The organism is Cyclobacterium sp. SYSU L10401 (assembly GCF_010993705.1).
GTDB lineage: Bacteria > Bacteroidota > Bacteroidia > Cytophagales > Cyclobacteriaceae > Cyclobacterium.
The window spans coordinates 205,418-219,111 of the sequence record NZ_WOFO01000009.1 but is presented as its reverse complement, the minus strand read 5'-3'; the positions used below and the strand labels follow the sequence as shown (position 1 = coordinate 219,111).

Here is a 13,694-nt window from a genome sequence, read left to right as displayed (position 1 = left end):
CAAATAGTAAGGGGTCGTTTTCTTTGTTAAGAAAAGCTGTAATTTACCTGACTTCCCCTATCCGGGTCCAGGCTGATGCTGGCATAAACTTCTATTTCCTGTTGCAGTTCCTCTACATGGCTGATGATGCCCACTATCCGGTTTTCGTGTCTGAGGGCCTTCAGTGTTTCGAAGACAACCCTTAGCGAATTTCTGTCCAGTGCACCAAAGCCTTCATCCAGAAAAAAGAAACTTTGATCCGCCTGATTCAGGGATTTTACTTTTTCTGCCAGTGCTAAAGCCAGGCAGAGGGAGGCCTGAAAAGTCTGTCCGCCAGACAAGGTTTTGAGCAGTCTTTTTTTACCTCCATTCAGGTAATCCACAACCCAGAAAGTATTGTTGTCATCTATTTCCAGGCTCAGGCTGTTTTTGGTCAGTTTGGAGAATCTCAAGTTGGCGGTATTGCAAAGTTCCCGTAGATAAATTCGACTCACGTACTTCACAAACCCGCTTCCTTTAAACAATTGCTCCAGCTCCTTGAGGTAAGTCAATCTCAGCTCCAGTTTTTGAAATAATTGGCTGAGTCTCGCTTTTTCTTCCAGCTTTTCCCTGCTCTCCATGATCACCTGGTTCAAGAGGGTAAGCTGGTTTTTGATTTTTTCCAGGGCTTCTTTTTCAGCCAAATGTCGGGTAGTTAATTTTTCAAATACTTCCGGCTTGAAATCTTTTACCCCCGGTGAACCCTCTAAGGCTGAAATCCTGGATTTTACAACCGAGCACTTTTTTTCATGTTCCCTGATTTCCTGGTCCAACTGATCGGTGTCCATTTTGCGGGAGAAGAGATGTATCAAATGCGTTGTGTCTGGAAAGCCCCATTCCTGCTGAAGGGAAACAAAGGTATGGTTGAGGTTTTTTAATTTTTCGGTCGCTTTTTCCTTTTTGGCTTCGAAATTTTCCAGATTGGCTTTATTCGTTGCCGCTTTATTCCGTGTATCAATCAGCACTTTTTGTTTGCTATCCAGCAGGTGCGCTGTCTCCCGAATATCATCCTGCACTTTTTCTATGGTTTGGCTTATGGTTTCCCTCGTTTTTTGAAGGTAAGCCCTGGTAAAATCCGGATCTGTGATTTCATCTTCCTTGGCTTTAAGGGTACTGTTCAAACTCAAAAGCTGCTGTTCTACTTCTTGGAATTCTTTTTGATCTTTCTCTATCTGTTGGCGCAATTGATCCAGTTTTTTTCTCAAAACCCTACTTTCATTTTGCAGGTCCCGCTGCTTTAGGAGTTCGGCTTCCAGTTTTTTCTGCCTGGCTTCAAGGGCTGGAAGATGGGGTATTCCCTGTTCCCCAAGCTTATGCTGAAGTTTCTCCAGCTGACCATTAACCCGCTGGAGCTCTTCGGTTTTGTTTTGATGTTTCTGGTTTTCGTTTTCTTTTTGCGTTTGCTGTACCAACAAATCCTGAGCCATCAGTTGCGTTTGGTCCAGCACTGTGGAAGCTTTCTTTAGCTCCGCTTTAACGTTTTCCAGTAATTCCTGTGACTGGTCCGAATTGAGCGGAGCAGGGTGCTCCAGGGATCCACATAAGGGGCATGGCTCTCCTTCCGTCAGTACATGTGCGTGGTGTTGTAAGGCTTTTTTCTCAACTAATTTTTCTTTTTTTTCTTCCAGGGTTTGGATGGCTGTTTTCTGGTCAGTAATCCAATGGTCAAAATCCTTGTAATCCCCGGGGAGCTTTTTATTTATAGCATCCATTCCGGTTGTATACTGCTGAAGTTGCCGTTCTATGCCATTGATTTCTTCCTGGATTACAAGTGTTTGATCCTCAAGTGTCTTCCAGTCTTTGATGTCACTACTGTAAGCAGCCATTAACTCACTGCCTCCGGTATTTGCTGTTTTTTCAGCTTCCTGATCTATAGTAGCCCACTGCTTTTCCAGGGTTTTCCACTTTTCCAGGGAGATCTCGAGTTGGGGTTTTAATGCATCTATTTTGATCTGGGCGGCATTTTGCTTTTCGTGGATGGTCTGTATTTCCAATACCTTCTTCAGGTCCCTGATTTTAGCCTCCCTTTCGGATCTTTTATCTGCTTTCTCCCTCAGGTCTGCTTCTTCCTTTTGCAGGTTTGTGATTTCCTTTTCATAAGTCAGTTTGAAGCGGGAACAATCCGTGAACCCTATACTGGCTTCCTCCAGGTTTAGTTCTTCGTCTTTTATTTTTTCCCAGACCGGCCATAAATGGGTCCTGGCACGAAGAAATTCCTTCAGTTCCGTTTTCTTTTTTTCGATATCCGGGATTTGTTTCTCCAGGCTTTCCCAGGATTGTATTTGGGCTTTTAGCTCCAGGTGCTTTTCTTTGATACCCTCCATCTGCTGCATCTCCCCGCTCGTTTGTTCAAAGGATATCTCCTGTTTCTTCAATTCTTCCCTAAGGCCTTGCTGCTCATCCATTTTGTCAGATAGCATCTCCGGAGTCAGTTGTTCCAGGGCTTCCAATTGGGTTTGCAGCTTGATCATTTCCTCTCTGGCCTTTTTTAGTAAGGTGCCCGTTTTACCGGATAGGTCAAACCGCTCCAGGCCAAACAATTCTTTCATCATGTCGGCACGGGGTCTGGGAGTCAGGTCAATGAACTCCCTGAACTTGCCCTGGGGTATGATCACCGTTTGCTTGAAGTGTTCCTTCTTCATGCCAATGATAGCTTCTGCCTTTTCCTGAACGGGTAGCATTTCACCATCCTGTTTTTTGTAAAAGGTATGCGCTGCAGGTCGGATTTCATCAAAATTCTTGGGGTTCCTTTTGACCTCATATCTCGCCAGGTAGCTGTAATTGTGATTTTTTCCTGCAGTAAATTCAAAGTTAATCAGCAAAAGATCACTTTGCAGGTTGATCATGCTGTTTTTTTCCCCCTTGTCAGACAGCCTTTCGGTGCTGCCGTATAGCGCCAGCAAAATCGCCTCAAGGATGGATGATTTGCCACTTCCTACGGCTCCGAAGATTCCAAAAAGGCCTGCGGCGGTAAGTTGCCTAAAATCTATGGTCTGGGGTTCTTTATAAGAGTAGAGTCCCTGAAGGGTGAGTTTTATGGGAATCATGGGTTTTCTTTTTGACTGATCACTTCTTTAAAAATAGTGGTTAATTCCGGGTTGGGGTTTTGCCCTTTTTCGTCCTGGTAATACATCTCGAAAAGGCTTACCATGTCTTTTTCCAGATCTGCCAGCTGCAATTGCTGCCCGGTATTCCCCATTTTGTTTTTGATTTGCGGAATAAGATTGATGATGCCATCATGTGCTTTCATCAGGCTACGTCTGGTAGCCGCATCGATAGAGTGCTCTGTTTCATAAGTAAGTTCTACAAAGCAATTCGGATGTGCCGCCAGCCAATCCAGCGCAGTTGGCAAGTCTGAAAAGGTTTTTCGTTCCAGGCTCCTGCCCTGGTTAAGGGGTATGGCTTCATAACTGACTGCCCCTCCTGGTTTGGCATCAATGAGGACCACTTGTTTTTGCTGACCGGCTTCACTAAAGGAATAAGCCAGTGGGGAACTCGCATATACCACCGGGCATGGTGTTTTGCTGGCGGCATGGTATCGGTGCAAGTGTCCAAGGGCTGCATATTGTACCTGATCGGGTATGTTGTGCGTGTAGAGGGCCTGGGTTCCTCCCAGGTGGAGGATAGGCCGCTCACTTTCCGGTTCCGGCTCCGGTTTCTCTCCTTCCTTTACGAAGAAAAAATGGCCTAAAAAAAGGTTGACACCACTTTTGTCGCAGTATTTGTCGGCGAGGGCTTTCCATCTCCCGGCCAAAAGATTTCTAAGTTCATTCTCCCTGTCTTTTTCTCCCAGATAGGTGCGAAGAAGGGTTTCGTTGGCATAGGGGGCGAGCAGTATCCGGACAGGAAAATCCACCTCCGGTAATTTCAGTGACACGAATCCGGCGTCAGATGCCATGATTTCCAACCCATTATCCAATTCCCCCTGCGGGATTACCGTATCGTATTTCCCATAGAAAAATATTCCCATTTCCCTGGCCAGGGGATCTGGTGCCTCAATGAACTGGGTGCTGTCATGATTGCCCGAGATGGCTATAACGGGACGTTTTCCGTAATTGGAAAGTTTTCTCAGGGTCCGGTATAGTAGTTCTACCGCTTCATGGCTGGGATTGAAACTATCGAAAATATCCCCGGCGATCAGCACCAGGTCCACTTCAAAGGTTTCAGTAATGGCGATGATTTCTTCCAATACCAGGATTTGTTCATCAAACCTGGAAACATCCTGAAGTTTTTTGCCCAAATGCCAGTCTGCCGTATGTAAAATTTTCATTGGTAAAAAAAATGAAGTGAGAAAACATTAATTGAAGCTTAAATTTACTGCAAAGCAGGGGTAGGGCAATAGGAATTGATGAAATTTACTAATAGAAATGGTGGGTATTTGAGAAAAAATACCAAAATTGGCCCTGGAAATCTGTCCAAAGGCGGATGGTTGGGGATGTTGGTCGTAACTGTTGAATTTTATGAAATTGATTTTAGGACTTTTGATGATCAGTCAGTTGGCTGTTTTTTCTACTTCAAGCGCTCAATCCCCTTTTACAGCCCCGGATTCCCTTTTGGTTATTCAGGAGGGGATTGCGAGTTACTACGGAACCAGGTTTCATAACCGGATGACAGCCAATGGGGAGATATATGACATGTGGGAATTCACTGCTGCGCATAAACACCTGCCATTTGGTACCCTGCTGAAGGTTACCAACCAGAAAAATGGGCACCAGGCCATTGTTCGGATCAATGACCGTTTGCCCAAATCTTCTACCCGTATCATTGATTTGTCAAAAGGTGTAGCCCAACAGCTGGATATGGTAAATGATGGGATCGTTCCGGTTCGTTTGGAATTGCTCAGCCACCATGCCATTGATTGGGTGAGGAAGCAGTACAGGAAGGTGCCTGAAGACATTCGCCTGAGAAGTTATTTCCAAGGGGTGGCCTACCAAAAAGATCAGGAAATTATCAAAAAGCCATTGAGATAAAGCCACAGGAGGGCTGTAATTGGCATGCTGTTTTCTTACCTGATTTAAGGCTTTTTGAACAAAATCACATGCCATGCCAAATTTTATACCAGAGCGGGTATGGGGCCATGGTCGTTACAGATTATTGTTTTACTTTTGGATACTCAAACGCCAACTAAACACCCTTCTATATGCGCAAAGTGAAAGCCAAAAAGCATCTGGGGCAGCATTTTCTCACGGACCTGCAAGTGGCGGAGAGGATAGCCGGTTCACTTTCAGGTCACCAACAGGTGAAGAAGGTATTGGAAATAGGGCCAGGCATGGGTGTATTGACTGATTTCCTGGTACAACAGCCCTGGGAATTGTTTCTGATTGAGATTGACGAAGAGTCTGTGGACTACCTGCTGGAGAAGTATGCCGACCGGGACCTTAAAGTGATCAAGGGAGATTTTCTGCATCGCGAATTCCGAACCCTGTTTGAGGAGCCCTATGCCATTATTGGTAATTTCCCATACAATATTTCCAGCCAGATTTTTTTCAGGGTTTTGGAGGAAAGGCATCATGTATCCGAAATAGTAGGGATGTTACAAAAAGAGGTAGCGGAGCGGATTACTTCCAAAAAAGGAAACAAGACCTATGGCATATTGAGTGTATTGCTTCAGGCCTATTATGAGGTAGAATATTTATTTTCCGTACCACCTGAGGTTTTTGACCCACCTCCCAAGGTAAACAGTGGCGTGATCCGTTTGAAAAGGAATGCAATCAGTAAGCTGGATTGTGATGAAAAGCTGTTTTTCAGATTGGTCAAGCAGGCATTCAATACCAGAAGAAAAACCCTGCGCAATGCTTTGAAGCCCCTGGGACTTTCAGAGGCGTTTAAAAATGAAAGCATGCTGGGCTTAAGAGCAGAGCAGCTGGGGGTGGAAGAATTTGTTTATTTAACCCAACAACTGGAAGCATCTTGGAAGCAATAAAATCATTCGAACTCTCCAAAGAGTATTTGGAGGCCTTGAGGGAAAGCATAGCCAATGAAAACAGCGTTTTCATCCAGGAGTCTATGCAGGATGCCAATAGAGCTGATGTGGCCGCCCTTTTGGATGAACTGGACATGGAAGAAGCACTATTTGTGCTTCGTGCCCTGGATCCTGATTTTTCGGCTGATATCCTGATAGAGCTGGATGAAGACTCACAATACAAAGTGATCACTACCATTCCGCCTGAAGAACTGGCTACACTCATCGATCACATGGATTCTGATGATGCAGTGGATGTACTGAACCAATTGGTGGTCAATGACCGGGAGGCCGTGATCAGCCACTTGGAAAAGAAGGAAAAATCCCTGTACATCATCGAGCTGTTGCGGTATGATGAGGACAGTGCAGGTGGATTAATGGCCAAAGAGATCATTAAAGCCAACCTGAACTGGACCGTGGTGCAAACCATTGAGGAAATTCGCAGGCAGGCGGAGAATGTTGAAAAGATTTTTTCCATATACGTGGTGGATAATAAGGAGAAGCTTTTGGGAAGAATAGCCCTAAAAAAACTAATTCTGGCCTCTTCTGACACCAAAGTGGCAGACCTGTATGAGGACAATATCATTTCTGTACCCACCTATATGGAAGGAGAAGAGGTAGCAGAAATCATGCGCCGCTATGACCTGGAAGCAGTGCCGGTAGTGAATGTTAAAAACAAATTGGTAGGCCGGATTACGGTGGATGATATCCTTGACCTGATCAGGGAACAGGCCGAAGAAGACATTCAAGCCATGACGGGTTTTTCAGACGATGTAGAAGAGTCTGACTCTATCTACAGATTGTCCCGGGCACGGCTTCCCTGGCTGCTCATTGGGATGGTAGGAGGACTGATGGGAGCAGGATTTATCGGTTTTTTTGAAGAAGGATTAAATGCGGTTACAGCCCTGGCATTTTTTATACCCCTGATCACCGCTACCGGAGGGAACGTAGGTATTCAATCATCCACCCTTGTCGTACAGAGCCTGGCCAATAAATCGGTATTTGAGGATAGCCTGACCAAGCGGTTTTTTAAGGTGCTGCTGGTGGCCGTATTGAATGGCCTGGTATTGGCGGCATTTGTGTTTGCCACGGTAGTATTCCTTTACGGACAAGAAACTAAATTTGGACTGGTGGTAGCCATAGCCCTGTTTAGTGTAGTCTTGCTGGCTTCTTTTATGGGTACATTGACACCCATTATTCTGGATAAGATTGGAATCAATCCTGCCATGGCCTCAGGTCCTTTTATCACTACCGCCAATGACCTGCTCGGACTGGGCGTTTACTTTGGTGTGGCCACGCTTTTGTTAAACCTTTAATTCATCATGAGAATACTGATCATTGATCAAATGCATGAAAGCATTGTTCCTTTACTGGAAGAAAAGGGACACAAGGTCGATTACCGGCCTTCCATAGAGAGGAAAGAAATATTGGCTTGCCTTGCCCATTATGAAGGCTTAGTGATCCGTTCCAAGACTACTATAGATCGCTCCTTGTTGGAAAAGGGCCCGGATTTGCAGTTTGTCGCCCGAGCAGGAGCAGGCCTGGACAATATCGATCTGGATTATCTGGAGGAGAACAACATAGCGCTGTACCATGCACCGGAGGGTAACCGGGACGCTGTGGCCGAACATGCCATTGGCATGCTGCTGGCCTTGTTTAACCACTATATACAGTCAGATCAACAGGTGCGAAGGGGGATTTGGGACAGAGAAGCCAATAGGGGAGAAGAACTAGCCGGTAAAACGGTAGGTATCTTTGGCTTTGGCAACATGGGAGAAGCTTTTGGCAGAAAACTCCGTGGTTTTGATGTGGAGATCCTGGCTTACGATAAATACAAGAGCGGATTTGGAAATGCATGGGTGAAGGAATGTGATTTCAAGACCCTCCAGGAAAAGGCGGATGTTTTGAGCATCCATGTGCCCCTTACTGCAGAAACAAGGTACTTTTTCAACAGTGAAGTGATGGCAGGCTTTAAAAAGCCATTTTACCTGATCAATACAGCCAGAGGTGAGGTGATCCGCATGGATACCCTTAATGAAGCCTTGCAAAATGGTGTTTTAAGAGGAGCCTTGTTGGATGTGTTGGAAAAGGAAAAACTCCAGGCTTTGAGTGCTGCGGAAAGGCTATCTTTTGAAAAATTGACCGAAAGGAAGAATGTGATTTTTTCACCCCATGTAGCCGGGTGGACACGGGAGTCTTACCTCAAAATAAACCAGGTACTGGTAGCCAAGATCAGCGGGACCTGGAGGGGGTAAAGACCTAATAAAAGGACCGTTAAATTGTAAAATAAGAATTCTTACTTTATCTTTGCTTATACAAAAATACAGGAAGCATAAGGGAACGGTCTCAAAGTTGAGACCGTTATTTTATTTAATGTCAGGCTATTAATTAATTGATATGGGAAACATACAGTATTACACAGAAGAAGGGTTGAAGAAACTCAAGGATGAGCTTCAGCAACTCAAGACCAAAGGCAGATCTGATATCGCCAGGCAAATCGCAGAAGCCAGAGACAAAGGTGATTTGAGTGAAAATGCAGAATACGATGCTGCCAAAGATGCCCAAGGTCACCTGGAACTTAAGATTGCCAAACTGGAAAATGTACTCGGAAATGCCAGGGTTTTGGACAATTCCAAAGTGGACACCTCCAAAGTCAGTATCCTCTGTACCGTAAAGATCAAAAACATCAAAAACGGCATGACCGTAAGTTATACCTTGGTGTCTGAGGAAGAGGCCGACTTGAAAGCGAATAAAATTTCACTGGCATCACCATTTGGTAAAGGCCTACTGGGTAAAAAGGTAGGTGAAATTGCGCAAATACAAGCACCTGCCGGTAAGCTTGAATTCGAAATATTGGATATCAGTTACTAAATTTCATCCCGATAGCATTGCATCGGGATTTTTTTGTGTAGAATAATTAAGCTCCTGAATCATGTCTTCCATATTTACTAAAATCATTAATAGAGAAATTCCGGGATACATTGTCGCCGAAGATGAGCAACATATTGCTTTCCTGGATATCATGCCTTTGGTCAAGGGACATTTACTGGTAGTACCCAAAAAAGAAATTGATTACATTTATGACCTGGAGGATGAGTTGTACAGCAGCCTTCACCTTTTTGCCAAAAAGGTAGCCAAGGCGCAGGAGAGTGTGGTGCCTTGTACCAGAATTGGCGTGGCCGTTATCGGCCTGGAAGTCCCCCACGTCCACATTCACCTGGTACCATTAAGGAGTATGGATGATATCAATTTTAACCGACCCAAGTTAAAAGTTCCCTCGGAGGAAATGGAGGCATTAGCAAAAAAAATTAAGACCGCATTTGATAACGCTTGACAATAGCGGGATTTTTTGTCCCCAGGCCGGGATTTACATAGATCCATGGAAGCCGGTGGATAAGGCGATCATCACGCATGCCCATGCCGACCACGCCCGCTGGGGGATGAAACACTACCTGGCACAAGACCAATCCAAAGAAATTTTGAAATACCGCCTGGGTGCAGGCATACAGCTGGAAACGCTTCCCTATGGAAAACAAATAAGTATAAATGGGGTAAAGCTGTCTTTACATCCTGCAGGACATATACCCGGATCTGCGCAGGTCAGGCTAGAACACCAGGGGCAGGTGGCTGTTATCAGTGGTGATTATAAAACCGAAGCCGATGGTATCAGCAGCCCTTTTTCTCCGGTTCCTTGCCATACCTTTGTATCAGAATGCACCTTTGGTTTACCGATTTACCGTTGGGAGCCGCAGGATAAAATTTTTGCTGAACTGAATCAGTGGTGGGAAAGCAATTCCCGGGAAGACCGGTGCTCCGTGGTGTTTGCCTACTCATTGGGAAAAGCCCAGCGGATCCTCCGGCACCTGGAGATGGATCTGGGTCCTGTCTTTGCTCATGGCGCCATCCGGAACACCAACGAAGCCCTGGCAGCAGACGGAATAGTTTTACCTGAGGTCCAGAAAGTAAGCCGTGAAATACCTAATAAAAATTACAGGAAGGCTTTGATATTGGCTCCACCTTCCGCCGCAGGAAGCTCCTGGATGAAACAGTTTGCGCCTTTCCGGACTGCTATTTGTTCGGGTTGGATGAATATCAGAGGGGCCAGGAGGAGGAGGGCCGCCGATGCAGGCTTTGTATTATCCGATCATGCCGACTGGACCGGTCTGAATCAAACCATAGCCGCCACCGGAGCGAGCAAGGTATACCTGACCCATGGTTTCAATGAGGTTTTTGCCAGGCATTTGCGGGAAAATGGATGGGATGCAGAAGCACTGGACACCCTTTTCAAAGGGGAGTCTTCCGATGCTGAGGACGATTGATATTGGCATTGATCCAAACATTCTTTTGAAAATTGCCTTTTTTATTTCGGGATTTGGTAGGGGCTGGTTAACTTTGCGCATGGCCGAACAGATTCTGATTCTTGACTTTGGTTCCCAGTACACCCAACTTATTGCCAGGCGGGTCAGGGAGCTGGATGTATATTGTGAAATTCATCCTTATAATAAAATCCCACCCCTTACTTCTGATATCAAAGGAGTCATTTTATCAGGGAGTCCCTGCTCGGTTAGAGATGAGGGGGCTCCGGATCTGGACCTGGATGTTTTCAGGGGTAAGCTCCCCATATTGGCTGTATGTTATGGGGCGCAATTGATGGCGCAGAAATACGGTGGTAATGTGGCACCCTCAGAAATCAGGGAATATGGACGAGCCAGTCTTTCCCATCTGGATACCCATGCCCACCTTTTCAAGGAAATGACCCATGGCTCCCAGGTTTGGATGTCACATGGGGATACCATCAAGGAACTGCCTGAGGGTTTTGATGTCATCGCCAGTACTCCATCAGTAAGGATTGCTGCCTATAAAATTCAGGGAGAGGAAACCTACGGTATTCAATTTCATCCAGAGGTGACCCACTCTACGGAAGGAAAGAATTTGTTGAGAAATTTTGTGGTGCAGATCTGTGACTGCTCTCAGGATTGGACCTCAGATGTATTCATAGACATCACCGTAGATGAATTGAAAAAAACCATTGGTACCGACCGGGTAGTGATGGGGCTTTCCGGAGGGGTTGATTCCTCTGTGGCAGCTACCCTGATTCACCGGGCTATCGGGGACCAGCTTACCTGCGTGTTTGTGGACAATGGCTTGTTGCGAAAGAATGAATTTGAAGAGGTATTGGATTCCTACAAGGACATGGGACTGAATGTGATTGGCGTTGATGCCAGACAAAAGTTTTATGATGCCCTGAAGGGAATATCTGATCCTGAAGGAAAAAGAAAAGCTATAGGAAGGACATTTATTGAGATTTTCGATCAGGAAGCCCATAAAATTAAGGAAGTCAAGTGGCTGGGGCAAGGTACCATTTATCCGGATATTATTGAATCTGTCTCTGTAAACGGACCTTCTGCCACCATCAAATCACATCACAATGTGGGTGGATTGCCGGATTTCATGAACTTGAAAGTGGTGGAGCCACTGAAAACCCTGTTTAAGGATGGGGTAAGGGAGGTAGGCAAGGCCCTGGATATAGCGGATGCCATCATCGGGCGGCATCCTTTTCCCGGCCCGGGTCTGGGAATCAGGATATTGGGAGATATTACTCCTGAGAAGGTTCAGACCCTTCAGGAGGTAGATTACATATTCATACAGGGACTCAAAGAAGCCGGTCTATATGATCAGGTCTGGCAGGCCGGAGCCATTCTGCTTCCGATTCAGTCGGTAGGCGTCATGGGTGATGAAAGAACCTACGAAAGGGTGGTAGCCCTTAGGGCAGTTTCTTCCGTTGATGGCATGACCGCAGATTGGATCCATCTTCCCTATGAGTTTTTGGGAAAAGTGTCCAATGACATCATCAATAAAGTGAAAGGAGTCAACCGGGTAGTTTATGATATCAGTTCCAAGCCTCCTGCCACCATTGAATGGGAATAAATTCCCTCAAAACCTGAAATGAGATTGCTTCAAAAACCTCTAAATTCGAATTTCAGTCGCCAAAGCTGTACCTTTAAAAAAAGGTATGAAATTTGACTGACCTTGCCTATAAAAATCTGCCAATCATGAAAATAATTCTATCCGCCATCTTTTTTTTATTTTCCTTAGGACTGGTATTTGCCCAGGAGGAATCTGCCAATTACGAGCGTGCCAGGGAGTTCATCGATCAGGGAAACCATGTGGAAGCCATGGAGCTGTTAAGACCCTATCTCGACCGGGAAAAGTATGGTAACCTCTCTGGTTTTGCCAGGTACCACTTTGCCCGTGCTGCTTATGGCAACAGGCAGTATGAATTGGCTAAAAATGCCCTCCTTATGCTGCTGGAACAAAGGGACTGGACTGCTTCGGATGAAGCCCGGTATTTGTTGGCACTGTCTCACTTTCAGTTATCTGCGCCTTCCGAGGCCCTAAAGCAGATAGCAGCCATAAGCTCGGAGGAATTAAAATCCGAGGCAGATAAAGCAACTTATGAGTTTTTAAAGGTTAGTTCGTCCAGCGTATTGGCTGCTCAATATGGCCAATATCCTGATAATATGGGTTTGGTAATGGCCTTGAAACAAGTGCTGGAATCACAGGGATCCATGTCCAGCAATGAGCGGACGGTTTATGAGGAGATAAGAAGGAAGGCATTTGAAATAGGTGATGCTGGTCCCGCAGGGGAAAAAGACCAGGTGTTGGATATTGCGGTGATATTACCTTTCAATTATGAGGGAGGTTCGGGAGTAGGATCACTTATGGAAAATAACTTTGTATTGCAATTGTATCAGGGGATTCAACTGGCCCTGGAGGAAGCAAAAGAAGAAGGCGTGGAGCTTAATTTCCAGACGTTTGACACCGAGCGGAATGCTGAGAAAGTAAGGGCCATCCTCGGAGATCCTTTTTTGAAAAAGGCTGATATTATCTTGGGACCGATTTATCCGGAAGAGACCGCCCTGGTAGCTGAATTTGCCAATTTGTATCAAATTCCTCAGGTCAATCCCCTTTCCAATATGGACGAAAACATCAGGGAATTTAGCCACTCTTATTTGTTCAGACCCTCCGTCCAATCCATTAGCGAGAAAGTGATTGACTACTGCAAAAGGTTTGAAGGAAGAAGGATTGCGCTCGCTTATTCAGGTGCAAGCCGTGATGAACAATTGGCCAGATTATTTGCTGAGATGGCCGGAAGAAGTGGCTTGGAGATTATCGAAAACAAGAAGATCAATACACCCGATATGCGGGATTTTTTTGAAAGCCTGGGCTTGCGAAATGACGAGGATCCTGAAGTAGACCTGATGGTGATTTTCTCGGATGACCCCAATGTAGCCTCCCCGGTTTTTGCCATGGTGGAATCTCTGGGGTCCAGCATTCCTGTAGTGGTTATGGAAAGTTGGTTGTATTTCAATTTTGCAAACTATGAAATGATGGAAACACAGAACTTCCATTTTGTAGGTAACAATACGGTGGATTTCAATGATGAAATTCTGGATGAGTTCAGAAATCGTTATATGGAAACCTACAAAACCTATCCTTCTTCCTATGTGTACATAGGGTATGAATTGGCCGGTTTTGTCAGTCAGGTGATTAACGGAAGTAAGGGCTTTGAGTTTCAGGCTAACCTGGATCGAAGCGGTTATCAGAAAGGAAAGCTGACTTTCGGATTTGACTTTTCCGGGAAGAGATCCAATCATTTTGTGCCCATTTTGAGGCTTGAAGAAGGAGTTTTGACCATTGAAGAAGAATAAAT

At 45.4% G+C, this 13,694-nt stretch carries 11 protein-coding genes; 9 read left to right on the top strand and 2 right to left on the bottom strand.

Annotation, left to right across the window (positions count from 1 at the left end):
- Positions 1–26 precede the first annotated feature (26 nt).
- The gene (locus tag GL182_RS19265) at positions 27–3,065 is read right to left on the bottom strand and encodes an AAA family ATPase (RefSeq protein WP_163381418.1); all 3,039 of its coding nucleotides are present in this window, start codon (positions 3,063–3,065) and stop codon (positions 27–29) included.
- Positions 3,062–4,288, bottom strand: coding sequence for an exonuclease SbcCD subunit D (locus GL182_RS19260; protein ID WP_163381417.1), 1,227 nt, complete (start codon positions 4,286–4,288; stop codon positions 3,062–3,064). The genes GL182_RS19265 and GL182_RS19260 overlap by 4 nt, the downstream gene beginning before the upstream one ends.
- 190 nt (positions 4,289–4,478) lie before the next feature.
- Between GL182_RS19260 and GL182_RS19255 the strand changes: the two genes are divergently transcribed.
- From GL182_RS19255 to GL182_RS19215, 9 genes are all read left to right on the top strand, one after another.
- A complete protein-coding gene (locus GL182_RS19255) occupies positions 4,479–4,988 on the top strand; it encodes a septal ring lytic transglycosylase RlpA family protein (protein ID WP_163381416.1) in 510 nt (169 codons plus the stop codon).
- 170 nt (positions 4,989–5,158) lie between these two features.
- Complete coding sequence (gene rsmA / locus GL182_RS19250; protein WP_163381415.1) at positions 5,159–5,941, top strand: 16S rRNA (adenine(1518)-N(6)/adenine(1519)-N(6))-dimethyltransferase RsmA; 783 nt, start codon at positions 5,159–5,161, stop codon at positions 5,939–5,941.
- Positions 5,929–7,296: a magnesium transporter gene (mgtE, locus tag GL182_RS19245; RefSeq protein ID WP_163381414.1), complete on the top strand. Its 1,368-nt coding sequence runs from the start codon at positions 5,929–5,931 to the stop codon at positions 7,294–7,296. Before rsmA ends, mgtE begins: the two co-directional genes overlap by 13 nt.
- Positions 7,297–7,302: 6 nt before the next feature.
- The gene (locus GL182_RS19240) at positions 7,303–8,235 is read left to right on the top strand and encodes an NAD(P)-dependent oxidoreductase (protein ID WP_163381413.1); all 933 of its coding nucleotides are present in this window, start codon (positions 7,303–7,305) and stop codon (positions 8,233–8,235) included.
- 142 nt (positions 8,236–8,377) lie between these two features.
- Positions 8,378–8,851 (top strand): transcription elongation factor GreA, encoded by a 474-nt coding sequence (gene greA / locus GL182_RS19235; RefSeq protein WP_163381412.1) that lies wholly within the window; start codon positions 8,378–8,380, stop codon positions 8,849–8,851.
- Positions 8,852–8,912: 61 nt separating this feature from the next.
- Entirely contained in the window at positions 8,913–9,314 is a 402-nt protein-coding gene (locus GL182_RS19230; RefSeq protein ID WP_163381411.1) for an HIT family protein, read from the top strand.
- The gene (locus GL182_RS19225; RefSeq protein WP_163381410.1) at positions 9,301–10,299 is read left to right on the top strand and encodes a ligase-associated DNA damage response exonuclease; all 999 of its coding nucleotides are present in this window, start codon (positions 9,301–9,303) and stop codon (positions 10,297–10,299) included. The genes GL182_RS19230 and GL182_RS19225 overlap by 14 nt, the downstream gene beginning before the upstream one ends.
- Before the next feature lie 79 nt (positions 10,300–10,378).
- Complete coding sequence (gene guaA / locus GL182_RS19220) at positions 10,379–11,908, top strand: glutamine-hydrolyzing GMP synthase (protein ID WP_163381409.1); 1,530 nt, start codon at positions 10,379–10,381, stop codon at positions 11,906–11,908.
- A 125-nt stretch (positions 11,909–12,033) separates the two neighbouring features.
- A complete protein-coding gene (locus GL182_RS19215) occupies positions 12,034–13,692 on the top strand; it encodes an ABC transporter substrate-binding protein (RefSeq protein ID WP_163381408.1) in 1,659 nt (552 codons plus the stop codon).
- The last annotated feature ends 2 nt before the right edge of the window (positions 13,693–13,694 follow it).